The sequence below is a fragment of the Pseudomonas sp. SK2 genome (assembly GCF_016772395.1).
In the GTDB taxonomy this organism is placed as follows: Bacteria; Pseudomonadota; Gammaproteobacteria; order Pseudomonadales; family Pseudomonadaceae; genus Aquipseudomonas; species Aquipseudomonas taiwanensis.
On the sequence record NZ_CP061944.1, the window covers coordinates 768353 to 791381 of the forward strand.

21 protein-coding genes are annotated in these 23029 nt (G+C 61.8%); 15 read left to right on the plus strand and 6 right to left on the minus strand.

From position 1 onward, the window contains the following. Positions 1 to 59: 59 nt before the first annotated feature. Both lldD and IF103_RS03355 read right to left on the minus strand, forming a co-directional pair. Complete coding sequence (gene lldD, locus IF103_RS03350; protein ID WP_023378601.1) at positions 60 to 1235, minus strand: FMN-dependent L-lactate dehydrogenase LldD; 1176 nt, start codon at positions 1233 to 1235, stop codon at positions 60 to 62. Between the two features lie 63 nt (positions 1236 to 1298). Next, entirely contained in the window at positions 1299 to 2969 is a 1671-nt protein-coding gene (locus tag IF103_RS03355) for a lactate permease LctP family transporter (protein ID WP_023378602.1), read from the minus strand. 256 nt (positions 2970 to 3225) lie between these two features. Between IF103_RS03355 and IF103_RS03360 the strand changes: the two genes are divergently transcribed. Continuing rightward, a complete protein-coding gene (locus IF103_RS03360; RefSeq protein WP_023378603.1) occupies positions 3226 to 3993 on the plus strand; it encodes an FCD domain-containing protein in 768 nt (255 codons plus the stop codon). A gap of 57 nt (positions 3994 to 4050) precedes the next feature. Here the strand turns inward: IF103_RS03360 and smpB are convergent, their stop codons facing one another. Beyond that, positions 4051 to 4533, minus strand: a complete 483-nt coding sequence (gene smpB / locus IF103_RS03365) for an SsrA-binding protein SmpB (protein WP_023378604.1) — start codon at positions 4531 to 4533, stop codon at positions 4051 to 4053. A 162-nt stretch (positions 4534 to 4695) separates the two neighbouring features. On the opposite strand from smpB, the gene IF103_RS03370 reads away from it, so the two are divergent. Both IF103_RS03370 and IF103_RS03375 read left to right on the plus strand, forming a co-directional pair. Next, positions 4696 to 5130, plus strand: a complete 435-nt coding sequence (locus IF103_RS03370; protein WP_023378606.1) for a type II toxin-antitoxin system RatA family toxin — start codon at positions 4696 to 4698, stop codon at positions 5128 to 5130. Continuing rightward, on the plus strand, positions 5123 to 5425 hold the full coding sequence (locus IF103_RS03375) for an RnfH family protein (protein ID WP_027908018.1): 303 nt from the start codon (positions 5123 to 5125) through the stop codon (positions 5423 to 5425). Before IF103_RS03370 ends, IF103_RS03375 begins: the two co-directional genes overlap by 8 nt. 58 nt (positions 5426 to 5483) lie before the next feature. On the opposite strand, the gene IF103_RS03380 is transcribed toward IF103_RS03375, so the two are convergent. After that, positions 5484 to 6014 (minus strand): outer membrane protein assembly factor BamE, encoded by a 531-nt coding sequence (locus IF103_RS03380; RefSeq protein WP_023378608.1) that lies wholly within the window; start codon positions 6012 to 6014, stop codon positions 5484 to 5486. A 97-nt stretch (positions 6015 to 6111) separates the two neighbouring features. Between IF103_RS03380 and fur the strand changes: the two genes are divergently transcribed. Beyond that, complete coding sequence (gene fur / locus IF103_RS03385; RefSeq protein WP_023378609.1) at positions 6112 to 6516, plus strand: ferric iron uptake transcriptional regulator; 405 nt, start codon at positions 6112 to 6114, stop codon at positions 6514 to 6516. A 128-nt stretch (positions 6517 to 6644) separates the two neighbouring features. Here the strand turns inward: fur and recN are convergent, their stop codons facing one another. Continuing rightward, on the minus strand, positions 6645 to 8318 hold the full coding sequence (gene recN, locus IF103_RS03390) for a DNA repair protein RecN (protein WP_023378610.1): 1674 nt from the start codon (positions 8316 to 8318) through the stop codon (positions 6645 to 6647). 192 nt (positions 8319 to 8510) lie between these two features. Here recN and grpE point away from each other — a divergent pair, with 192 nt between their 5' ends. The 8 genes from grpE (at position 8511) to IF103_RS03430 (ending at position 18940) form a co-directional block, all read left to right on the plus strand. Continuing rightward, positions 8511 to 9065: a nucleotide exchange factor GrpE gene (gene grpE / locus IF103_RS03395; protein WP_023378611.1), complete on the plus strand. Its 555-nt coding sequence runs from the start codon at positions 8511 to 8513 to the stop codon at positions 9063 to 9065. Between the two features lie 102 nt (positions 9066 to 9167). Then, positions 9168 to 11090 (plus strand): molecular chaperone DnaK, encoded by a 1923-nt coding sequence (gene dnaK, locus IF103_RS03400; RefSeq protein WP_023378612.1) that lies wholly within the window; start codon positions 9168 to 9170, stop codon positions 11088 to 11090. Positions 11091 to 11285: 195 nt separating this feature from the next. Further along, positions 11286 to 12413 (plus strand): molecular chaperone DnaJ, encoded by a 1128-nt coding sequence (dnaJ, locus tag IF103_RS03405; RefSeq protein ID WP_023378613.1) that lies wholly within the window; start codon positions 11286 to 11288, stop codon positions 12411 to 12413. A gap of 14 nt (positions 12414 to 12427) precedes the next feature. Next, positions 12428 to 13234 (plus strand): 4-hydroxy-tetrahydrodipicolinate reductase, encoded by an 807-nt coding sequence (gene dapB, locus IF103_RS03410; RefSeq protein WP_023378614.1) that lies wholly within the window; start codon positions 12428 to 12430, stop codon positions 13232 to 13234. A gap of 333 nt (positions 13235 to 13567) precedes the next feature. Next, complete coding sequence (carA, locus tag IF103_RS03415) at positions 13568 to 14704, plus strand: glutamine-hydrolyzing carbamoyl-phosphate synthase small subunit (protein ID WP_023378615.1); 1137 nt, start codon at positions 13568 to 13570, stop codon at positions 14702 to 14704. 108 nt (positions 14705 to 14812) lie between these two features. Next, positions 14813 to 18034, plus strand: a complete 3222-nt coding sequence (gene carB, locus IF103_RS03420) for a carbamoyl-phosphate synthase large subunit (protein ID WP_023378617.1) — start codon at positions 14813 to 14815, stop codon at positions 18032 to 18034. Further along, entirely contained in the window at positions 18031 to 18513 is a 483-nt protein-coding gene (gene greA, locus IF103_RS03425; RefSeq protein WP_023378618.1) for a transcription elongation factor GreA, read from the plus strand. Before carB ends, greA begins: the two co-directional genes overlap by 4 nt. Next, positions 18491 to 18940 (plus strand): MFS transporter, encoded by a 450-nt coding sequence (locus IF103_RS03430; RefSeq protein ID WP_081669745.1) that lies wholly within the window; start codon positions 18491 to 18493, stop codon positions 18938 to 18940. Before greA ends, IF103_RS03430 begins: the two co-directional genes overlap by 23 nt. 72 nt (positions 18941 to 19012) lie before the next feature. Here IF103_RS03430 and yhbY read toward each other — a convergent pair whose 3' ends face one another. Beyond that, complete coding sequence (gene yhbY, locus IF103_RS03435; protein ID WP_023378620.1) at positions 19013 to 19321, minus strand: ribosome assembly RNA-binding protein YhbY; 309 nt, start codon at positions 19319 to 19321, stop codon at positions 19013 to 19015. A gap of 102 nt (positions 19322 to 19423) precedes the next feature. On the opposite strand from yhbY, the gene rlmE reads away from it, so the two are divergent. The 3 genes from rlmE to folP all read left to right on the plus strand — a co-directional run bounded on the left by rlmE (position 19424) and on the right by folP (position 23019). Beyond that, positions 19424 to 20050, plus strand: a complete 627-nt coding sequence (gene rlmE / locus IF103_RS03440) for a 23S rRNA (uridine(2552)-2'-O)-methyltransferase RlmE (protein ID WP_023378621.1) — start codon at positions 19424 to 19426, stop codon at positions 20048 to 20050. Positions 20051 to 20254: 204 nt separating this feature from the next. Then, positions 20255 to 22159, plus strand: a complete 1905-nt coding sequence (gene ftsH, locus IF103_RS03445) for an ATP-dependent zinc metalloprotease FtsH (RefSeq protein WP_023378622.1) — start codon at positions 20255 to 20257, stop codon at positions 22157 to 22159. An 8-nt stretch (positions 22160 to 22167) separates the two neighbouring features. Next, positions 22168 to 23019: a dihydropteroate synthase gene (folP, locus tag IF103_RS03450; protein WP_023378623.1), complete on the plus strand. Its 852-nt coding sequence runs from the start codon at positions 22168 to 22170 to the stop codon at positions 23017 to 23019. The last annotated feature ends 10 nt before the right edge of the window (positions 23020 to 23029 follow it).

Genomic DNA, 23029 nt, shown 5'->3' on the forward strand with positions numbered 1-23029 from the left:
GCAGTCTCCTCGCGGGGCCGGGCGTCTGTCGCGCCGCGTGCCCCGGGTTTATCAGGCAGTCAGGCGGGGATGGCTTCGTGGGAGCGGCTCAGCGCGCCCAGTTCGCGAACCAGCGAATCGCGGGTGATTTCGCTGATCGACTTGGCACCGGTCAGCACCATCGCCACGCGCATTTCCTTCTCGAACAGTTCGAGCAGGTTCTTCACCCCAGCCTGGCCGTGGACGGCGAGGGCATAGAGGAAGGCGCGGCCGATCAGGACGGTGTCGGCACCCAGGGCGATCATGCGCACCACGTCCAGGCCACTGCGAATGCCGGAGTCGGCGAGAATCTTCAGGTCGCCTTTCACCGCGTCGGCAATCGCCGGCAGGGCGCGGGCGCTGGACAGCACGCCGTCGAGCTGGCGGCCGCCGTGGTTGGACACCACGATGCCGTCGGCGCCGAACTTGACCGCGTCGCGGGCGTCGTCGGCGTCGAGGATGCCCTTGATGATCATCGGGCCGTCCCAGAATTCACGAATCCATTCCAGGTCTTTCCACGAGATCGACGGGTCGAAGTTGTTGCCCAGCCAGCCGATGTAGTCGGCCAGGCCGGTGGGGTTGCCCCGGTACTTGGAGATGTTGCCCAGGTCGTGCGGGCGGCCCATCACGCCAACGTCCCACGCCCATTCAGGGTGGGTCATGGCTTGCAGCACGCGGCGCAGCGGGCCGTTCTTGCCGCTCATGCCGGAGTGGGCATCGCGGTAGCGGGCACCCGGCACTGGCATGTCGACGGTGAATACCAGCGTCTTCACGCCGGCGGCCTTGGCGCGCTCCAGGGCGTTGCGCATGAAACCGCGGTCTTTGAGGACATACAGCTGGAACCACATGGGCCGGTCGATGGCCGGAGCCACTTCTTCGATCGGGCACACCGACACCGTGGACAGGGTGAACGGAATGCCATGGGCAGCGGCTGCGCGCGCCGCCTGCACTTCACCACGGCGCGCGTACATGCCGGTCAGGCCAACGGGCGCCAGGGCCACGGGCATGCTCAGGGTTTCATCGAACAGCTGGGTCTTCAGGCTCAGCTCGGACATGTTCTTCAGTACGCGCTGGCGCAGGGCGATGCTGGCCAGGTCCGAGACGTTGTGACGCAAGGTGTGCTCGGCGTAAGCGCCGCCGTCGGCGTAGTGGAAGAGGAAAGGGGGCAGCTTGCGTTGGGCCGCGGCGCGATAGTCGGTGGAGGCGGAAATGATCATGGATTCTCGCAGCGTGGGTTGAGGAAGTTACCGGGCGCGCCATGGCGCCCGGCCCCTTTCACTTTAGTGATGAACCAGCATGCCGGTCAGCCAGTAAGCCTGGATCAGGGTGATCAGGCCGACGATGGTGGCGAAGAACAGGCTGTGCTTGACGGTGAAGCGGAACAGGTCGGATTCCTTGCCGACCAGGCCGGTCGCGGCGCAGGCCACGGCGATCGACTGCGGTGAGATCATCTTGCCGGTCACGCCGCCGCTGGTGTTGGCAGCCACCAACAGGGTGTCGTTGACCCCGATCTGGTGCGCGGTGGTGGCCTGCAGCGAGCTGAACAGCGCGTTGGACGAGGTGTCGGAACCGGTCAGGAACACGCCCAGCCAGCCGAGGAACGGCGAGAAGAACGGGAACGCAGCGCCAGTACCAGCCAGCACCAGTGCCAGGGTCGACGACATGCCCGAGTAGTTGGTGACGAAGGCGAAGGCCAGCACCATGCCAATCGAGAGAATGGGCCAGCGCAGCTCCCAGAGGGTTTCCTTGAAAGTGGTCAGACCAGTTTTGACGTTGATCTTGAGCACTGCCATGGAGATCAGCGCCGACAGGAAGATCGCGGTGCCGGTGGCGGAGATTGGGTCGAGCTTGAACACGGCCGGCATTGCGGTGGCGGTGGTGACGATCGGCGCGGTCTTGATCACCAGCTGGTCAAGGTGCGGGATGGCGAAGTTGAACACGAAGTTGTACATCGAGCCGCCAGCGGCGAAGGCGGCTTTGAACGGCTTCAGGGTCCAGAGGGTGACCAGCACGGTGAGGATCAGGAACGGCGACCAGGCCTTGAAGATCTCGCCCAGGCTGTAGGGCGAAGGCTGGCTGCCACCGCTGCTGACCACGGCGGCGCCGACACTGCCCTTGGCTTCTGCGAACGAACGCTTGGGTTGCCACACTTTCAGGAAGAGGGTCAGGGCGATCAGGCTGGCCAGTGCCGAGGTGATGTCCGGCAGTTCTGGGCCGATGAAGTTCGAGGTGAAGTACTGGGTAACGGCGAAGCTCAGGCCTGCGACCAGGGCTGCTGGCCAGGTTTCTTTCACGCCGCGCAGGCCGTCCATCATGAACACCAGCCAGAACGGTACGAACAGCGACAGCAGCGGCAGTTGACGACCGGTCATGGCGCCAATGTGGAAGGCGTCGATACCGGTGACCTGGCCCGCAACGATGATCGGGATACCCAGGGCGCCGAAAGCCACGGGCGCGGTGTTGGCGATCAGGCACAGGCCGGCGGCGTACAGCGGGTTGAAGCCCAGGCCGACCAGCAGCGCGGCCGTGATGGCCACCGGTGCGCCGAAGCCGGCCGCGCCTTCGAGGAAGGCACCGAAGCAGAAGCCGATCAGCAGCACCTGCAGGCGCTGGTCATCGGTGATCGACAGCACCGAGCTGCGGATGACTTCGAACTGGCCGCTCTTGACCGTGAGTTTGTAGAGGAACACCGCGGCAACGATGATCCAGGCAATTGGCCAGAGGCCGTAGAGGAAGCCATAACCGGCGGCGGCGAAGGCCATGTCGGCAGGCATCTGGAAGGCGAAGATCGCCACCAGGATCGACAGTGCAAGGGTGATGCTGCCGGCGACGTGGCCTTTGAGGCGGAACACGGCGAGCGCGAGGAAGAAGAACACGATAGGGATGACCGCCGCCAGTGCGGACAGGCCGAGACTACCAAGCGGGGTATAGAGTTGTTGCCAGGTTTGCATATGGGGTGGCCCCTAATTGTTGTTGGTCAGGCACTGGCATTGGATAATTGGTAAGACCAATTTACAATGGCTGGACGCTAGGTTAAAAGCGCTGTCGTGGGTGTGTCAATTTGTCCGAGGCAAAACTTTGGTCGCGTGCCGATGAGTGGCCAGCTGATTGGCTGGCAAAATCCATAGCTGATGGGTGTCTGCGCGGCGCGGATCGGCGAGAATAGACGCCCCCCGAAACAAGCAGGGGGTTCGTGGAGAGCATGTGATGGTTTTTGATCAGGTCCGCCAACGGCGTCTGTCCGACGACATCGTCGATCGGTTGGAAGGGATGATTCTCGAGGGTACCTTGACCTCCGGGCAGCGGCTTCCTGCGGAGCGCGTGCTGGCCGAGCAGTTCGGGGTGTCCCGTCCGTCGCTGCGCGAGGCCATCCAGAAGCTGGTGGCCAAAGGGTTGCTGGTCAGCCGTCAGGGTGGCGGCAACTATGTCGCGCAGAGCCTCGGTTCGACCTTCAGTGACCCTCTGCTCCAGCTGCTCGAGCACAGCGCCGAGGCGCAGCGCGATTTGCTCGAGTTTCGCCATACCCTGGAGGCGTCCTGCGCCTATTACGCGGCGCAGCGTGCCACCGAGCCTGATCGCGTGCGCCTGAAGGCGGCATTCGACACCTTGCAGGACTGCTATACCCGGGTCGATGAAGTCACCCGGGCGGAGGAGGGCGCAGCCGATGCGCGTTTCCACTTGGCCATTGCCGAGGCCAGCCACAATGCGGTGCTGCTGCACACCATCCGTGGGTTGTTCGACCTGCTCAAGCGTAACGTGGTGACCAATATCGGCGGCATGTACCAGCAGCGCTCAGAAACCCGGGACATGCTGATCAGTCAGCACCGGGAGCTGTACCTGGCGATTGTCGAGGGCAGGGCTGACGATGCGCGGGAGGTGTCCAGCCGGCACATTCTGTATGTGCAGGAGGTGCTGGAGGAGGCGCATGAAGAGGCGCAGCGGGTCGCGCGGGCGGAGCGGCGTAGCGGGCGTTGAGTACGCTGGCCCTTTCGCGGGTTTGCCCGCGAAAGGGCCAGCACAGGCCGAAGCGTATTACTCTTCCTTGCCCTTGTTGCGCACCGCACGCTGCAGCTCGCGGTTGGAGTCGCGTTCGCGCATGGTATCGCGCTTGTCGAACTCCTTCTTGCCCTTGCCAAGCGCGATTTCGCACTTGATCAGGTGCTTGCTCCAGTACAGCGACAGCGCCACGCAGGTGTAGCCTTTTTGCGCCACGGAGGCTTCCACGCGCTCGAGCTCGCGCTTGTTCAGCAGCAGCTTGCGGGTGCGGGTGGGGTCGGCGATGACATGCGTGCTGGCGGTGGTCAGCGGGGTGATGTGGCTGCCGAACAGCCAGGCCTCGCCATCCTTGAGCAGCACATAGCTGTCGGTCAGGTGTGCCTTGCCGGCCCGCAGGCTCTTTACTTCCCAACCGGACAGGACCAGTCCGGCCTCGAACTTGTGTTCGATGAAGTAATCGTGTCGCGCCTTCTTGTTTTGCGCGATGGTCCCGGTCGGATGTTTCTTTTGTTTAGCCATAGGGGCGGCATTATAGGCAGTCGCTGCGTCGTCGGCTACGGGATTTCAGTGTGCTTGAGCCAGTGGAATGAATACCGGACAATACGGGCCCTGTCTTTTGCACAGAACCTGTTTTCGGCACGCTGCGAAGCGCCGCCACCCAGCCTTGGAAGTGACGCCTGGATGACTACCCATATTCAACGCTCCGCCCTGCTGCCGTATCCCGCCCAGGCGCTGTACGATCTGGTCAACGACGTAGCCAGCTACCCGAAGTTCCTGCCCTGGTGCTCGGCATCGACCGTGATCGAAGCCAGCGATACGCACATGCGCGCGAAGCTGGAAGTGGCCAAGGGTGGCATGAGCCAGCAGTTTGTAACGAGCAATGTGCTGGTGCCAGGCCAGTCCATCGAGATGAATCTCGAAGAAGGGCCGTTCACCCAGTTGCATGGTGTATGGGTGTTCAAGCCGCTGGGTGAAAAGGCCTGCAAGATCAGCCTGGACCTGTCCTTCGACTACGCCGGGCCTATCGTGCGGGCAACCCTGGGGCCGTTGTTCAACCAGGCGGCGAATACCCTGGTAGATGCGTTCTGCCAGCGCGCCAAGCAGCTCAATGGTTGAGCGCTCGCTGAAAATCGAAGTGGTCTATGCCACGCCCGAGCGCCAGTGGTTGCTTGCCTGCGAAGTGCCCCGTGGTACGACCGTACGCGAGGCATTGCGTGTTTCGGGGATTGCGGGGCAGGTGGCCGGTCTGGATGTCGAAGGTTGCCCTGTGGGCATTTTCGGCAAGGTGGTCAGTGACCCGGCGGTGCGCCAGGTAGAGGAGGGCGATCGCCTGGAGATCTATCGGCCCCTGCTGGTCGACCCTCTGGAGGCGCGCAAGCAGCGCGCCGCCAAGGCCAGGGCCAAGCGCTAGTCGCCTGGGGTGCACAAAAAAGCCCGGATGCGATCCGGGCTTTTTGTTGTCCGCAATATTACTGCGGCGAGGTTTCCAGCGGTGCTGGGGTCGGGACCGGGGTGGTCTCGATGGTGTCGATTTCGCGCTGGATGGATTCTTCCACCGAACCGGGTTTGGCAGGTTTTTCTTCCGGCTGCGGCGTCGGTTGGCCTTCGCCGGCTGGGCTGACGGTGGTGTCGCCGCTGCCGCCGAGAATTTCCTGGTCCTTGCTCACGCCGGGCATGAAGTCGCCGGACAGGCTGACCAGTTGGTCGCTTTCGTTGAAGAAGACGCTCATGCGCTCCTGCTGGCGCTGCCCGCCACCAGGCTGCAGACTGTACAGGTAGTCCCAGCGGTTGGTGTTGAACGTGTCCTGAATCAGCGGGTTGCCCATGATAAACCTTACTTGCCGGCGGGTCATTCCGGGACGTAATTGGTCTATCATGTCTTGCGTAACGACATTGCCCTGCTGGATGTCGATTTTGTAAACCCCGGGAAACGAGCAACCGGCGAGTGCGAGCAGTCCCACAAAGGTGAGGCTGGTTAGCAAGAGCTTGGTGTTTTGCATCGGTGGGCGACTTCCACTATCTTGGCTGGACAACGTAAACCCCGATCATACCCGTATTAAGAGAAGCTGCGAAGCAGCATCGGCGAGAAAGCTGACCATGGTTGAAAATAGCGAATTGCGCAAAGCCGGTCTCAAGGTGACCCTGCCTCGAGTCAAGATCCTTCAAATGCTGGACTCGACCGAGCAGCGTCACATGAGTGCCGAGGATGTCTACAAGGCGCTGATGGAGGCGGGCGAGGACGTCGGTCTGGCTACTGTTTATCGCGTACTGACCCAGTTCGAAGCAGCGGGTCTGGTGGTTCGCCACAACTTCGACGGCGGTCATGCAGTGTTCGAGCTGGCGGACGGCGGTCACCACGACCATATGGTCAACGTGGACACCAGCGAAGTCATCGAATTCATGGATGCCGAGATCGAAAAACGTCAGAAAGAGATCGTCGCCGAGCATGGCTACGAGCTCGTGGACCACAATCTGGTCCTGTATGTACGTAAGAAGAAGTAACGATTTTTATCGTTGTTCATGACAAAGGCGACCTCAGGGTCGCCTTTGTACTTTAGGGCTCGGGTGATTCATGTCTGCCCAATCGCCAGCGCGCCGGCTCGGACACGGCTCCGGTGGGCCCGAAGATCTCAAGCCTTCCCGCTGACCACCATCTTGCGCGCATGCGCCAGGGATTCCTTGGTCAAGTCGATACCGCCGAGCATCCGCGCCACTTCCTCGACCCGCTCGCGCTTGGCCAGGCTGGTCACTGCGGTGTGAGTGGTGTCGCTGTTGCGCACCTTGTGCACGAACAAATGGTGATGCCCTTGTGCGGCGACTTGCGGTAGGTGGGTCACGGTCAGGACCTGGCCGCGTTCACCCAATCGGCGCAGCAACTGGCCGACGATTTCGGCGGTGGGGCCGCCGATGCCGACGTCGACTTCGTCGAACACCAGCGTCGGGATGCGGGAGGTTTGAGCAGTGATCACCTGGATCGCCAGGCTGATGCGTGACAGTTCACCGCCCGAGGCCACCTTGGCCAGGCCCTTGAGGGGTTGCCCAGGGTTGGCGCTGACCAGCAGTTCGATCTGCTCAAGGCCGTGGGGCGACAGTTCCTGGCCGTCGTTTGGTGTCAGTTCGATGCAGAAACGCCCGCCGGGCATGCCCAGGCGCTGGATCTCCTGCTCGACGGCAGTTGCCAGCTGGCTGGCGGCCTGCCGACGCAGTGCGCTCAGTTCGCTGGCCTTCTCTTTATAGTGGTGGGCGTAGGCGGTCAGCTCATCGCCCAGGCGTTCGATGGATTCGTCACTGGCATTGAGTCCTTCCAGCTCTTCCATCAGCTGTTGTTGCAGGTGCGGTAGCTCGGTCGGGTGCACGCGGTGCTTGCGTGCCAGGGTGTAGAGGGTGTCGAGGCGTTCTTCCAGGGCTTGCAGGCGCATGGGGTCGGCATCGAAGTTGTCCAGGAAGCGGTTGAGTTCGCCCACGGCCTCTTCGACCTGGATCTGCGCGCTGGCGATCAGGTTGGCGGCCTCTGCCAGTGCCTTGGGGGCATGGTTGGCGGCGCCCAGCCGGTTGAGGCTGGAGGTGAGGGCGCTCAGCACATTGCCCGAGTCGCTCTCGCTGCACTGGTCGATGACCTGGCGGCAAATGCCGAACAGCGCCTCGGCACTGGTCAGGTTCTTGTGTTCCTGTTCGAGTTGTTCGAGTTCGTTTTCGCCCAGGCCCAGGTTGTCGAGTTCTTCCAGTTGATAGCTGAGCAGCTGATGGCGAGCGCGTTGCTCGTCGCTCGAGTTGGTCAGGCGCTCCAGTTCGAGGCGGGTCTGGTTCCAGCGTTTGGCGGCCAATTGCACCTGGCGCGCCAGGTCGATGGCACCGGCATATTCGTCCAGCAGGCGGCGATGGGTGTCGGTCTTGAGCAGCGACTGGTGTTCGTGCTGGCTGTGAATGTCGATCAGCAGTTCGCCCAGCGCCTTCAGGTCGCCCAGCGGGCAGGGTGTGCCGTTGATGTAGCCGCGGCTTCGGCCCTCGGCGGTGATGACCCGGCGCAGGATGCACGGCCCGTCGATGTCCAGGTCGCGTTCGGCCAACCAGGCGCGTGCCTCGGGGATGTCCACCAGGTCGAAGGTGGCGAGGATGTCCGCCTTGTCTGCGCCGGGACGCACAACGCCGCTGTCGGCACGGTCACCCAGGGTGAGGCCGAGGGCGTCGAGCATGATCGACTTGCCTGCGCCGGTCTCACCGGTGATGACGGACATGCCACGGGCCAGTTCGAGGTCGAGGTGCTCGACGATGGCGTAGTTGTGAATGGACAGGTGCACCAGCATGAGGGCGGCTCCCGAAGCGGTTGGTCTGGTTATTTATACAGTAGTTTTTTCGAGGCTGACAATGCCCGTTGGCAGATTCTTGCGTTGCCTGAAAACCACATTGCCCCTTGAAGCCTGTTTTTCCGGCCCCATATAGCCGACAAACAAGGCGAGCCAGGCTCGCAGACCAGAAATTTGCGGAGGAGAACACCCATGGCTGACGAACAGCTGGATGAAAACACCCTTAATACCGAAGAGGCTGGTGCGACGTCCGTCGATGCCCGCGTCCAGGAGCTAGAGGAGCAGCTGGCCGCCGCCAAGGATCAGTCCCTGCGCACCGCCGCCGAACTGCAGAACATTCGCCGTCGTGCCGAGCAGGACGTCGAGAAGGCGCACAAGTTCGCCCTTGAGAAATTCGCCGGCGACCTGCTGCCGGTCATCGACAGCCTGGAACTCGCCCTGACGCACTCCAGTGCCGAAGACGAGCACGTCAAGCAGATTCGCGAAGGCGTCGAGCTGACCCTGAAGATGTTCCAGGACACCCTCAAGCGCTACAACCTCGAAGCCATCGACCCGCACGGCCAGCCGTTCAATGCCGAGCACCATCAGGCGATGGCCATGCAGGAAAGCGCCACTGTCGAGCCCAACAGCGTGCTGAACGTGTTCCAGAAGGGCTACCTGCTCAATGGCCGCCTGCTGCGCCCCGCCATGGTGGTGGTCAGCAAGGCGCCAGCAGCGCCACAACCTTCTATCGATGAAAAGGCTTGAAATCCGTCAGGGCATCCCCATCTAGGTGTCAAGCCTTCAAGTATTACCGCAGTTGGCTGAATGAAGTCGCTGCTACCAAATTCAAGTTTCGGGAGATTCAACATGGGTAAAATCATCGGTATCGACCTGGGGACCACCAACTCGTGCGTCTCCATTCTGGAAAACGGTAACGTCAAAGTCATCGAGAACGCCGAGGGCGCGCGTACTACCCCTTCGATCGTGGCTTACGCCAACGATGGCGAAATCCTGGTTGGCCAGTCGGCCAAGCGCCAGGCCGTCACCAACCCGCACAACACCCTGTTCGCCGTGAAGCGTCTGATTGGCCGTCGCTTCGAAGAAGACGTCGTGCAGAAAGACATCAAGCTGGTGCCGTACAAGATCGTCAAAGCCAACAATGGTGACGCTTGGGTCGAGGCCGGCGGCAAGGAAATGGCTCCGCCGCAAATCAGCGCCGAAGTCCTGAAGAAAATGAAGAAGACCGCCGAAGACTACCTCGGCGAGCCGGTCACCGAAGCGGTCATCACCGTTCCGGCCTACTTCAACGACAGCCAGCGTCAGGCCACCAAGGACGCCGGTCGTATCGCGGGTCTGGACGTAAAACGCATCATCAACGAACCGACCGCTGCTGCCCTGGCCTACGGCATGGACAAAGCGAAGGGCGACCACACCGTGATCGTCTATGACCTCGGTGGTGGTACCTTCGACGTTTCCGTGATCGAGATCGCTGAAGTCGACGGCGAGCACCAGTTCGAAGTACTGGCCACCAACGGTGACACCTTCCTCGGTGGTGAAGACTTCGACATGCGCCTGATCGACTACCTCGTCGACGAATTCAAGAAAGAATCGGGCATGGATCTGAAGAACGATCCGCTGGCCCTGCAACGTCTGAAAGAAGCGGCTGAAAAGGCCAAGATCGAGCTGTCCTCGTCTCAGTCGACCGACGTCAACCTGCCGTACATCACTGCGGACGCTACCGGTCCTAAGCACCTGAACGTGAAGATTTCCCGCGCCAAGCTGGAGTCGCTGGTCGAAGACCTGGTCAACCGTACCATCGAGCCTTGCCGCATCGCGCTGAAAGACGCGGGTATCGACGCAAGCAAGATCGACGACGTGATCCTGGTCGGTGGCCAGACCCGTATGCCGATGGTGCAGAAAGCCGTTGCCGACTTCTTCGGTAAAGAAGCACGTAAGGACGTCAACCCGGACGAAGCCGTTGCCATGGGCGCAGCCATTCAAGGCGCGGTACTGGCCGGTGACGTGAAGGACGTACTGCTGCTGGACGTCAGCCCGCTGACCCTGGGTATCGAAACCATGGGCGGCGTGATGACTCCGCTGATCGAGAAGAACACCACCATCCCGACCAAGAAGTCGCAGGTGTTCTCGACTGCCGATGACAACCAGGGCGCCGTGACCATCCACGTTCTGCAGGGTGAGCGTAAGCAGGCCGCTCAGAACAAGTCGCTGGGCAAGTTCGACCTGGCCGACATTCCGCCGGCCCCACGCGGTGTGCCGCAGATCGAAGTGACCTTCGACATCGACGCCAACGGCATCCTGCACGTCAGCGCCAAAGACAAGGCCACCGGCAAGTCGCAGTCGATCGTGATCAAGGCCAACTCCGGTCTGTCGGACGAAGAAATCGAGCGCATGGTGCGTGACGCCGAGGCCAACGCCGAGGAAGACCGCAAGTTCGAAGAGCTGGCCGCTGCCCGTAACCAGGGTGACGCGCTGGTTCACTCGACTCGCAAGATGGTCGCTGACGCCGGTGACAAGGTTACCGCCGAAGAAAAAACCGCCATCGAAGCTGCGGTCGTTGCCCTGGAAGCCGCCGTCAAAGGCGACGACAAGGCTGCCATCGATGCCAAGGTCGAGGAGCTGTCGAAAGTCTCCGCGCCAGTGGCTCAGAAGATGTACGCCGAACAGGCTCAGCAGCCGCAGGGCGGTGCCCAGCAGGCTGAGCCGGAAGCCAAGCACGATGACGTGGTTGACGCCGAGTTCGAAGAAGTGAAAGACAACAACAAGCAGTAATCCCTGCATGTTGTCGGCCAGTGAGCGTCATTTGACGATGAACTGGTAGGATGTCGCCGCGCGGGGGCTTGCTCCCGCGTTGGTGTGTCTGGAATACGAGAATTTTTACAGCATCTGTCAGGGCGCTTTGGGCGTGTAGCGGCAGGTGCTGACGGCATGGAGCATGCCGAACGCCCTCAAGAGTGCAAATGACCTATGGCAAAGCGTGATTATTATGAGGTCCTGGGTGTCGAGCGTGGCGCCAGCGAAGGTGACCTCAAGAAGGCTTATCGCCGCCTGGCGATGAAGTACCACCCCGACCGCAACCCGGATGACAAGGCGTCGGAAGAGCAATTCAAGGAGGTCAGCGAGGCCTATGAAGTGCTGTCCGACGCGAACAAGCGTGCATCCTACGACCAGTATGGCCATGCCGCTTTCGACGCTGGCATGGGGGGCGGTGGCGGCGCTGGTTTCGGTGGTGCCAACTTCTCTGACATCTTCGGTGATGTCTTCAGTGATTTCTTCGGCGGCGGACGCGGTGGTGCTCGTGGCGGCGCGCAGCGCGGCAGCGACCTGCGATACACCCTGGAGCTGAATCTGGAAGAGGCTGTGCGCGGTACCACGGTCAATATCCGGGTGCCTACGCTGGTCAACTGCAAACCCTGCGACGGTTCGGGTGCGAAGAAGGGGTCGACCCCATCCACCTGCCCGACCTGCGGCGGTGCTGGCCAGGTACGCATGCAGCAGGGCTTCTTCGCCGTGCAGCAAACCTGCCCCCGTTGCCATGGGCAAGGCAAGATCATCACCGACCCTTGCACCTCTTGCCATGGCGAAGGCCGTGTCGAGGAATACAAGACCCTTTCGGTCAAGGTGCCGGCGGGCGTCGATACCGGCGACCGCATCCGCCTGTCCGGTGAGGGCGAGGCCGGTACCCATGGTGGCCCGACCGGCGACCTGTACGTGGTCATCAATGTGCGTGAGCACGCGATCTTCCAGCGTGATGGCAAGCATCTGTACTGCGAAGTGCCGATCAGCTACACCGATGCGGCCCTGGGCGGCGAGCTGGAAGTGCCGACCCTCGATGGTCGGGTCAAGTTGAAGATCCCCGAAGGCACCCAGACCGGCAAGCAGTTCCGCCTGCGTGGCAAGGGCGTGGCGCCGGTGCGTGGGGGTGCGGCGGGCGACCTGCTGTGCCGTGTCGCGGTGGAAACGCCGGTCAACCTCAGCCGCCGTCAGCGCGAGCTGCTTGAAGAACTGCGCGATTCGCTCGATGGCGACAGCTCTCATTCGCCCAAGGCCAGTGGCTGGTTCGAGGGTGTGAAGCGCTTCTTCGGCGATCTCTGACAAGGAACAGACGTATGCGACGTATTGCAGTGATGGGCGCGGCGGGGCGGATGGGCAAGACCCTCGTCGAGGCCGTGCAGCAACAGGCGCCTCAGGCAGGCCTGACGGCGGCGATCGATCGCCCCGACAGTTCCCTGGTTGGGGCGGATGCGGGTGAGTTGGCGGCCCTGGGCCGTATTGGCGTGCCGATTTCCGATGACCTGGCCAAGGTCGCCGACGAGTTCGATGTGCTGATCGACTTCACCCATCCCTCGGTCACCCTGAAGAACCTGGCGTTCTGCCGCAAGGCAGGCAAGGCCATGGTCATCGGTACCACTGGCTTTACCCCGGAAGAAAAGCAGCAACTGGTCGAGGCGGGCAAGGAGATTCCGATCGTCTTCGCCGCCAACTTCAGCGTTGGCGTCAACCTGTGCCTCAAGCTGCTGGATACCGCAGCGCGGGTATTGGGCGACGATGTGGATATCGAGATCATCGAGGCGCACCACCGACACAAAGTCGATGCACCTTCGGGTACCGCCCTGCGCATGGGGGAGGTGGTTGCCCAGGCGTTGGGGCGCGATCTGCAGGAAGTGGCCGTTTACGGTCGCGAAGGCCAGACTGGCGCGCGCGATCGTCAGACCATCGGTTTCGCTACTGTGCGTGCCGGTGACGTAGTCGGTGACCACACCGTGCTGTTCGCCGCCGAAGGCGAGCGCGTGGAGATCACCCACAAGGCGTCCAGCCGCATGACCTTTGCCAAGGGTGCCGTGCGTGCGGCGCTGTGGCTGGATGGGCGTGAGCCGGGCCTGTACGACATGCAGGATGTGCTCGAGCTGCGTTAAGCAGGTCGAGCGGCGGTGGCTTCATCGCGGTAAGCCTGCTCCCGCTCCCGCATGGAATGGCGTTGCTCCGAGGTTTGGCGCGGTGTCTGTAGGAGCGGGTTTACCCGCGAAGGGGTTTTCAGGGATGTCAGTCTGTCGCAATCATGTGTTTTAGAGACACATATGCGGTAGACCTAAAACGCACTTTTCTGTAAGCTACAGCTTTAGTGTGTCCACTAAAAGCGCGCAGCGAATTGAATTCAGCACATGAAAGCGGGGTGACGTGTCCATACGTCACTCCGCTTTTTTGCAACCTGCGATCGCCCTTTCATGCTTGATTAACGGGAGGTCTTCTTGACAAAGCCAGCCATACTCGCCCTTGCCGATGGCAGTATTTTCCGCGGTGAAGCCATCGGAGCCGACGGTCAGACCGTTGGTGAGGTGGTGTTCAACACTGCTATGACCGGCTACCAGGAAATCCTTACTGATCCTTCCTACGCGCAGCAAATCGTTACCCTGACCTACCCGCACATCGGTAATACCGGCACCACCCCGGAAGATGCCGAGTCGAACCGCGTCTGGTCCGCTGGCCTGGTCATCCGTGACCTGCCGCTGCTGGCCAGCAACTGGCGTAACACCCAGTCGCTGCCTGAGTACCTGAAGGCCAACAACGTCGTCGCCATCGCCGGTATCGACACCCGTCGCCTGACCCGCATCCTGCGTGAGAAGGGCGCCCAGAACGGTTGCATCCTGGCCGGTGACAACATCAGCGAAGAAGCCGCCATCGCCGCTGCCCGCGCCTTCCCGGGCCTCAAGGGCATGGACCTGGCCAAGGTCGTTTCCACCAAAGAGCGCTACGAGTGGCGTTCCAGCGTGTGGGAGCTGAAAACCGACAGCCACCCGACCATTGACGCTGCCGACCTGCCTTACCACGTGGTGGCCTTCGACTACGGCGTCAAGCTGAACATCCTGCGCATGCTGGTCGCCCGCGGCTGCCGCGTGACCGTGGTGCCTGCCCAGACCCCGGCGAGCGAAGTCCTGGCAATGAATCCAGATGGCGTGTTCCTGTCCAACGGCCCTGGTGACCCCGAGCCTTGCGACTACGCGATCCAGGCGATCAAGGAAATCCTGGAAACCGAGATCCCGGTCTTCGGTATCTGCCTCGGCCACCAGCTGCTGGCCCTGGCCTCCGGCGCCAAGACCGTCAAGATGGGTCATGGCCACCACGGTGCCAACCACCCGGTCCAGGACCTGGACACCGGCGTGGTGATGATCACCAGCCAGAACCACGGTTTCGCCGTCGACGAAGCCACCCTGCCGGGCAATGTCCGCGCCATCCACAAGTCGCTGTTCGACGGCACCCTGCAGGGTATCGAGCGCACCGACAAGAGCGCGTTCAGCTTCCAGGGCCACCCTGAAGCGAGCCCAGGCCCGACCGACGTCGCGCCACTGTTCGATCGTTTCATCGATGCCATGGCCAAGCGCCGCTGAGCATCCTGCTTCAAGGCCCCGGGCCGGCTCGTGCCGCGCCCGGAAGCGCCTGACCCAGATTGTTCAAGACGGCTTGCCGACTGACCCGCGGATTTGAGTGACAACCCAATGCCAAAACGTACAGACATTAAAAGCATCCTGATTCTCGGCGCTGGCCCGATCGTGATCGGCCAGGCCTGCGAATTCGACTATTCCGGCGCCCAGGCCTGCAAGGCCCTGCGCGAGGAAGGTTTCCGCGTCATCCTGGTGAACTCCAACCCAGCCACCATCATGACCGACCCGGCCATGGCCGATGCCACCTACATCGAGCCGATCAAGTGGCAATCGGTGGCCAAGATCATCGAGAAAGAGCGTCCGGATGCCCTGCTGCCGACCATGGGCGGTCAGACCGCACTGAACTGCGCCCTGGACCTGGAGCGCCACGGCGTTCTGGAGAAATTCGGCGTAGAGATGATCGGTGCCAACGCCGACACCATCGACAAGGCCGAAGACCGTTCGCGCTTCGACAAGGCGATGAAAGCCATTGGCCTGGAGTGCCCGCGTTCCGGTATCGCCCACAGCATGGAAGAGGCCAACGCCGTTCTCGAGCGCCTGGGCTTCCCGTGCATCATCCGTCCGTCGTTCACCATGGGTGGCACCGGTGGCGGTATCGCCTACAACCGTGAAGAGTTCGAAGAAATCTGCGCCCGTGGTCTGGACCTGTCGCCGACCAAGGAGCTGCTGATCGACGAATCGCTGATCGGCTGGAAGGAATACGAGATGGAGGTGGTCCGTGACAAGAAGGACAACTGCATCATCGTCTGCTCCATCGAAAACTTCGACCCGATGGGTGTGCACACCGGTGACTCCATCACTGTCGCTCCGGCGCAAACGCTGACCGACAAGGAATACCAGATCATGCGTAACGCCTCGCTGGCGGTACTGCGTGAAATCGGCGTCGAAACCGGCGGTTCCAACGTTCAGTTCGGTATCTGCCCGAACACCGGCCGCATGGTCGTGATCGAGATGAACCCGCGTGTATCGCGCTCCTCGGCCCTGGCCTCGAAGGCTACCGGCTTCCCGATCGCCAAGATCGCCGCCAAGCTGGCCGTGGGTTACACCCTCGACGAGCTGCAGAACGACATCACCGGCGGCCGCACTCCGGCTTCCTTCGAGCCGTCGATCGACTACGTCGTCACCAAGCTGCCGCGCTTCGCCTTCGAGAAATTCCCGAAAGCCGACGCCCGCCTGACCACCCAGATGAAGTCGGTCGGTGAAGTCATGGCCATCGGCCGTACCTTCCAGGAATCCCTGCAGAAAGCCCTGCGCGGCCTGGAAGTCGGTGCCTGCGGTCTGGACCCGAAAGTCGACCTGGCCAGCCCGGACGCCAACAGCATCCTCAAGCGCGAGCTGACCGTACCGGGCGCCGAGCGTATCTGGTACGTGGCCGACGCCATGCGTGCTGGCATGACGTGCGAAGAAATCTTCAAGCTGACCGGCATCGACATGTGGTTCCTGGTGCAGATGGAAGATCTCATCAAGGAAGAAGAGAAGGTCAAGACCCTGGCCCTGTCGGCCATCGACAAGGACTACATGCTGCGCCTCAAGCGCAAGGGCTTCTCTGACCAGCGTCTGGCCAAGCTGCTCGGCATCACCGACAAGAACCTGCGTCGTCACCGCCACAAGCTGGAAGTGTTCCCGGTCTACAAGCGCGTCGACACCTGCGCCGCCGAGTTCGCCACCGATACCGCCTACCTGTACTCGACCTACGAGGAAGAGTGCGAGGCCAATCCGTCGACCCGCGACAAGATCATGATCCTGGGTGGCGGCCCGAACCGTATCGGTCAAGGTATCGAGTTCGACTACTGCTGCGTACACGCTGCCCTGGCGCTGCGTGATGACGGTTACGAGACCATCATGGTCAACTGCAACCCGGAAACCGTTTCCACCGACTACGACACCTCGGACCGTCTGTACTTCGAGCCGCTGACCCTGGAAGACGTGCTGGAAGTCTGCCGCGTCGAGAAACCCAAGGGCGTCATCGTCCACTACGGTGGCCAGACCCCGCTGAAGCTGGCTCGCGCCCTTGAAGAAGCTGGCGTGCCGATCATCGGTACCAGCCCGGACGCGATCGACCGCGCCGAAGACCGTGAGCGTTTCCAGCAGATGGTTCAGCGCCTGAACCTGCGCCAGCCGCCAAACGCCACCGTGCGCAGCGAAGACGAAGCCATCCGTGCCGCTGGCGACATCGGCTACCCGCTGGTCGTGCGTCCGTCGTACGTACTGGGCGGTCGCGCCATGGAGATCGTCTACGAACTGGACGAGCTCAAGCGCTACCTGCGTGAAGCGGTCCAGGTCTCCAACGACAGCCCGGTGCTGCTCGACCACTTCCTCAACTGCGCCATCGAAATGGACGTGGATGCGGTGTGCGACGGCACCGACGTGGTGATCGGCGCGATCATGCAGCACATCGAACAGGCCGGTGTTCACTCCGGTGACTCGGCGTGCTCGCTGCCACCTTACTCGTTGAGCAAGGAAGTCCAGGACGAAGTCCGTGACCAGGTGCGCAAGATGGCCCTGGAACTGGGTGTCGTCGGCCTGATGAACGTGCAGCTGGCCCTGCAGGGCGACAAGATCTACGTGATCGAAGTCAACCCGCGTGCGTCGCGTACCGTTCCGTTCGTTTCCAAGTGCATCGGTACTTCCCTGGCGATGATCGCGGCGCGCGTCATGGCGGGTAAAACGCTCAAAGAGCTGGGCTTCACCCAGGAAATCATCCCGAACTTCTACAGCGTCAAGGAAGCCGTCTTCCCGTTCGCCAAGTTCCCAGGTGTTGACCCGATCCTCGGCCCTGAGATGAAATCTACCGGTGAAGTGATGGGTGTCGGCGACAGCTTCGGTGAAGCCTTCGCCAAGGCCCAGATGGGCGCCAGCGAAGTGCTGCCGACCGGCGGTACTGCGTTCATCAGCGTGCGTGACGACGACAAGCCACAAGTGGCTGGCGTTGCCCGCGACCTGATCGCCCTGGGCTTTGAAGTGGTTGCAACTGCCGGTACCGCCAAGGTGATCGAGGCGGCTGGCCTGAAAGTGCGCCGTGTGAACAAAGTGACCGAAGGTCGCCCGCATGTGGTCGACATGATCAAGAACGACGAAGTGTCGCTGATCATCAACACCACCGAAGGCCGCCAGTCGATCGCCGATTCCTACTCGATTCGTCGCAATGCGCTGCAGCACAAGATCTACTGCACGACCACCATTGCGGCAGGTGAAGCCATCTGCGAAGCGCTGAAATTCGGCCCTGAGAAGACCGTTCGCCGCTTGCAGGATCTGCATGCAGGACTTAAAGCATGAGCATTACCAAGTACCCGATGACCGTCCAGGGCGCTCGCGCCCTGGAAGAGGAACTGACCTTCCTGAGCAAGACCGAGCGCCCGCGCCTGAGCCAGGCAATCGGTGAAGCGCGTGAGCTGGGCGACCTCAAGGAAAACGCCGAGTACCATGCTGCCCGCGAAGAGCAGGGCATGGTCGAGGCGCGTATCCGTGACATCGAAGGCCGTCTGCAGAACTCGGTGGTGATCGATGTCACCACCATCGCGCACACCGGCAAGGTGATCTTCGGTACCACCGTGGACCTGGAGAACACCGAGACCGGCGATCAGGTGACCTACCAGATCGTGGGCGAGGACGAAGCCGACGTGAAGAAAGGCAAGCTGTCGAACAGTGCGCCGATCGCCCGTGCCATCATCGGCAAGGAAGAAGGTGACACCGTTGTCGTCAAGACGCCAAACGGTACGGTCGAGTACGAGATTGTCGAAGTCAAGCACATCTGACCGGCGCCTTCGGGCGCCCTCCCTCGAGGGAATCCTCTGGCAGTTGGCCCAGGTCTTCTGGGTTGGCGGCCTCTGGGTGTTCCATGTGGGTTTGGTGCCTGCGCTCAAGGTCAGTGGCCTGGCGCCATTGCTGGTGCAGGATATCGCTGGGCAGATTGACCGCTGGTTGATCGGCGTGGCGTTGCTTGGGCTGTTGACCCAGCTGGCGGTGCTGGCGAGGGTGGAGGGCCTGGCGGCCTGGTGGCGGCAGTTTCGCGGCCAGATGCTGTTGCTCGGCTTCGGTGCTTGCGTGGGGTACTACACCCTGCGCTATGGCATCTCGGTAGGCGAGCGCTGGCAGATGTTCTGTTTTCTGGTGCTGGGCTTCTCCGGCATCGTGCTGGTAGCCCAGCCTGTCCCGGTCAAGACGCGTTCACCGCGCCACTGACAGGGAAGGCGCCGAGGCCTCGACGCTGGCAAGCCGGCCCCCACAGGGTGAATACCTGCGGGGGCCTTTCCGTTACTTGTAACGGTGGATGTTGGACAGCTGCTTGTTCGGCTGCGGGTTCTTGCGGTAGATCAGCGCTTTCTTGCCGATGGTCTGCACCAGCTCCGCGCGGCCAGCCTTGCACAGCTCGGCGATGGCGGCGGCACGTTCTTCACGATCTTCGGAGCGAATCTCGACCTTGATCAGTTCGTGGTCGGTGAGTGCACGTTCCAGTTCGGCGATGACGCCTTCGTTCAAGCCGTTGCCAGCCACGATCAAGACCGGCTTCAGGTCATGACCAATGGATTTGTACTGTTTCTTCTGCTCGTTATTGAGCGGCATAATCTGACCCTTTTCGTCTGATTCTGTAAAATTGACGGGCATTTTACCCGAGGGCCCGTGGCTCCGCCCAGTCAAACACGACGCATATCATCGAGGTGCCCCGTGGCGCAACGTTCCAAAAGCAGCCATAACTGGCTGAGAGAGCATTTCAACGATCCTTTCGTCAAGCAGGCGCAAAAGGATGGCTACCGCTCGCGCGCGAGCTACAAGCTGCTTGAGATCCAGGAAAAGGACCGACTGATCCGTCCTGGCATGAGCGTGATCGACCTGGGCGCCGCCCCAGGAGGCTGGTCGCAGGTGACCAGTCGTCTGATTGGTGGGCAGGGTCGCTTGATCGCATCCGACATCCTGGAAATGGACGCGATCCCCGACGTTACCTTCATTCAGGGCGACTTCACCCAGGATGAAGTCCTCGCCAGCATTCTGCAGGCAGTCGGCGATTCGCACGTGGACCTTGTGATTTCCGACATGGCCCCCAATATGAGTGGTACGCCTGCGGTGGACATGCCGCGCGCCATGTTCCTGTGTGAGCTGGCCCTCGATCTGGCCACCCGCGTCCTCAAGCCGGGCGGCGATTTCCTGATCAAGATTTTCCAGGGCGAAGGTTTTGACGTGTACCTCAAGGACGTGCGCAGCAAGTTCGACAAGGTACAGATGCGCAAGCCGTCGTCCTCGCGGGATCGCTCGCGTGAGCAATACCTGCTGGCCAGGGGCTTCAAAGGGGTGTGAAAAGGCGGGTTGCGGGGTGGTCGATAGTTATTTCCAATCGCCCGCCCCCTCAGGATCGTCCGAACTTCGTGTAGTCTAGGTTTCACAAAGGGTTACAGACGGTGCCTGCGGATGCGTAGGTAATGTAGTAAGTTAGGGCGACGAATATCATGCGAGGCACGGCTGCGTCGTGCGCCGGCCTCAGAGGGTAGCGAATTGAACGACATGGCAAAGAATCTGATCCTCTGGTTGATCATCGCGGCGGTCCTGGTGACGGTGATGAACAACTTCTCGAGCCCTAACGAGCCGCAGACCCTCAACTACTCCGACTTCATCCAGCAGGTAAAAGACGGGAAAGTCGAGCGTGTGACCGTCGATGGCTACATCATTACCGGCAAGCGTTCCGACGGCGACAACTTCAAGACCGTGCGTCCGGCCATTACCGACAATGGCCTGATCGGCGACCTGGTCGACAATCACGTCATCATCGAAGGCAAGCAGCCTGAGCAACAGAGCATCTGGACGCAGCTGCTGGTAGCCAGCTTCCCGATCCTGGTGATCATCGCCGTCTTCATGTTCTTCATGCGCCAGATGCAAGGCGGCGCGGGGGGCAAGGGCGGGCCGATGAGCTTCGGCAAGAGCAAGGCGCGCCTGTTGTCCGAAGACCAGGTCAAGACCACCCTGGCCGACGTCGCAGGTTGCGACGAAGCCAAGGAAGAGGTTGGCGAGCTGGTCGAGTTCCTGCGCGATCCGGGCAAGTTCCAGCGCCTGGGTGGCCGTATTCCGCGTGGCGTACTGATGGTAGGCCCGCCCGGTACCGGTAAGACCTTGCTGGCCAAGGCCATCGCCGGTGAAGCGAAAGTGCCGTTCTTCACCATTTCCGGTTCCGACTTCGTGGAAATGTTCGTGGGTGTCGGTGCCAGCCGCGTCCGTGACATGTTCGAGCAGGCCAAGAAGCACGCGCCTTGCATCATCTTCATCGACGAGATCGACGCCGTGGGTCGCCACCGTGGCGCGGGCATGGGCGGTGGTCACGACGAGCGCGAACAAACCCTCAACCAGTTGCTGGTCGAGATGGATGGCTTCGAAATGAACGATGGCATCATCGTCATCGCCGCCACCAACCGTCCGGACGTACTGGACCCTGCGCTGCTGCGTCCCGGCCGTTTCGACCGTCAGGTCGTGGTCGGCCTGCCGGATATCCGCGGCCGTGAACAGATTCTCAAGGTGCACATGCGCAAGGTGCCGGTCGGCGAGAACGTCAATCCGGCGGTCATCGCCCGTGGTACCCCTGGCTTCTCCGGTGCCGACCTGGCCAACCTGGTCAACGAGGCTTCGCTGTTCGCCGCACGCTCCAACAAGCGCCTGGTCGAAATGAAAGAGTTCGAACTGGCCAAGGACAAGATCATGATGGGCGCCGAGCGCAAGACCATGGTCATGTCCGAGAAGGAAAAACAGAACACTGCCTACCACGAGGCGGGTCATGCCATCGTCGGTCGTCTGGTGCCTGAGCATGATCCGGTCTACAAGGTGTCGATCATTCCTCGTGGCCGCGCCCTGGGCGTGACCATGTTCCTGCCGGAAGAGGACCGCTACAGCCTGTCCAAGCGCGCGTTGATCAGCCAGATCTGCTCGCTGTACGGTGGCCGTATCGCCGAGGAAATGACCCTGGGCTTCGACGGTGTCACCACGGGTGCCTCCAACGACATCATGCGTGCCAGCCAGATCGCCCGGAACATGGTGACCAAGTGGGGCCTGTCCGAGAAGCTCGGCCCGCTGATGTACGCCGAAGAGGAGGGCGAGGTGTTCCTCGGCCGCAGCGCTGCCAGCCAGCACGCCAGTGTCTCCGGTGAAACCGCCAAGCTGATCGACTCGGAAGTGCGCAGCATCATCGACCAGTGCTATGCCACGGCCAAGCAACTGCTGACCGACAACCGCGACAAGCTCGATGCCATGGCCGAGGCGCTGATGAAGTACGAGACCATCGACGCCGAGCAGATCGACGATATCATGGCCGGCCGTCCACCCCGCGAACCGCGTGACTGGGACGACGACTCGGCTTCGGGCACCTCTGCAACCCAGGGTGATCGCCCAGAGTCGCCGATTGGCGGCCCAGCGGCACAACACTAAGGGCACTTATGAGCTCACAGCAGTACCCGACCCGGTTGCCTTGCGGCAACCGGGTTCTTGATTTGTCCCGTACCCATGTCATGGGTATTCTCAATGTCACCCCCGACTCCTTCTCCGACGGCGGGCGCTTCAATCAGCGCGACGAAGCGCTTCGGCATGCCGAGGCGATGGTCGCTGCAGGCGCCACGCTGATCGACATCGGTGGCGAGTCGACCCGGCCTGGCGCGCGGGCAGTATCGGTTACTGAAGAGCTCGAGCGCGTGGCGCCGATGGTCGAGGCGATCAACAGTCGCCTGGATGTGGTGATTTCCGTGGATACGTCCACCCCGGCCGTGATCCGCGAGTCGGCGCGCCTGGGGGCCGGTCTGATCAACGACGTGCGCGCGCTGGAGCGCGACGGTGCACTGGATGCCGCTGCCGATACCGGCCTGCCGGTCTGCCTCATGCACATGCGTGGCGAGCCGGGCAATATGCAGGATGATCCACATTACGACGATGTGACCGCCGACGTTACGCGCTATCTTGAACAGCGGATGGCGGCCTGCGCAGCGGCCGGTATCGACGCTGACCGAATCATTCTTGATCCTGGCTTCGGTTTCGCCAAGACCCTGGCGCATAACCTGAGCCTGTTCAAACACATGGAAGCGCTCTACCGCTTGGGGCGCCCGCTTTTGGTGGGCGTTTCGCGCAAAAGCATGATCGGCTTGACCCTGGATCGCCCGGTGGGCGAGCGGTTGTACGGCAGTCTTGCGCTGGCGGCATTGGCGATGACCAAGGGTGCTAGCATCCTGCGCGTCCATGACGTGGCCGAGACCGTTGATGTCGTGCGCATGATCGCTGCGGTACAGAACGCCGAATAAGAACATTGGA

Bases quoted from the DNA above. Each gene is read 5' to 3' on its own strand.
- lldD (WP_023378601.1), bottom strand. From the start codon at position 1,235: ATGATCATTTCCGCCTCCACCGACTATCGCGCCGCGGCCCAACGCAAG.
- IF103_RS03355 (WP_023378602.1), bottom strand. From the start codon at position 2,969: ATGCAAACCTGGCAACAACTCTATACCCCGCTTGGTAGTCTCGGCCTG.
- IF103_RS03360 (WP_023378603.1), top strand. From the start codon at position 3,226: ATGGTTTTTGATCAGGTCCGCCAACGGCGTCTGTCCGACGACATCGTC.
- smpB (WP_023378604.1), bottom strand. From the start codon at position 4,533: ATGGCTAAACAAAAGAAACATCCGACCGGGACCATCGCGCAAAACAAG.
- IF103_RS03370 (WP_023378606.1), top strand. From the start codon at position 4,696: ATGACTACCCATATTCAACGCTCCGCCCTGCTGCCGTATCCCGCCCAG.
- IF103_RS03375 (WP_027908018.1), top strand. From the start codon at position 5,123: ATGGTTGAGCGCTCGCTGAAAATCGAAGTGGTCTATGCCACGCCCGAG.
- IF103_RS03380 (WP_023378608.1), bottom strand. From the start codon at position 6,014: ATGCAAAACACCAAGCTCTTGCTAACCAGCCTCACCTTTGTGGGACTG.
- fur (WP_023378609.1), top strand. From the start codon at position 6,112: ATGGTTGAAAATAGCGAATTGCGCAAAGCCGGTCTCAAGGTGACCCTG.
- recN (WP_023378610.1), bottom strand. From the start codon at position 8,318: ATGCTGGTGCACCTGTCCATTCACAACTACGCCATCGTCGAGCACCTC.
- grpE (WP_023378611.1), top strand. From the start codon at position 8,511: ATGGCTGACGAACAGCTGGATGAAAACACCCTTAATACCGAAGAGGCT.
- dnaK (WP_023378612.1), top strand. From the start codon at position 9,168: ATGGGTAAAATCATCGGTATCGACCTGGGGACCACCAACTCGTGCGTC.
- dnaJ (WP_023378613.1), top strand. From the start codon at position 11,286: ATGGCAAAGCGTGATTATTATGAGGTCCTGGGTGTCGAGCGTGGCGCC.
- dapB (WP_023378614.1), top strand. From the start codon at position 12,428: ATGCGACGTATTGCAGTGATGGGCGCGGCGGGGCGGATGGGCAAGACC.
- carB (WP_023378617.1), top strand. From the start codon at position 14,813: ATGCCAAAACGTACAGACATTAAAAGCATCCTGATTCTCGGCGCTGGC.
- greA (WP_023378618.1), top strand. From the start codon at position 18,031: ATGAGCATTACCAAGTACCCGATGACCGTCCAGGGCGCTCGCGCCCTG.
- yhbY (WP_023378620.1), bottom strand. From the start codon at position 19,321: ATGCCGCTCAATAACGAGCAGAAGAAACAGTACAAATCCATTGGTCAT.
- ftsH (WP_023378622.1), top strand. From the start codon at position 20,255: ATGGCAAAGAATCTGATCCTCTGGTTGATCATCGCGGCGGTCCTGGTG.
- folP (WP_023378623.1), top strand. From the start codon at position 22,168: ATGAGCTCACAGCAGTACCCGACCCGGTTGCCTTGCGGCAACCGGGTT.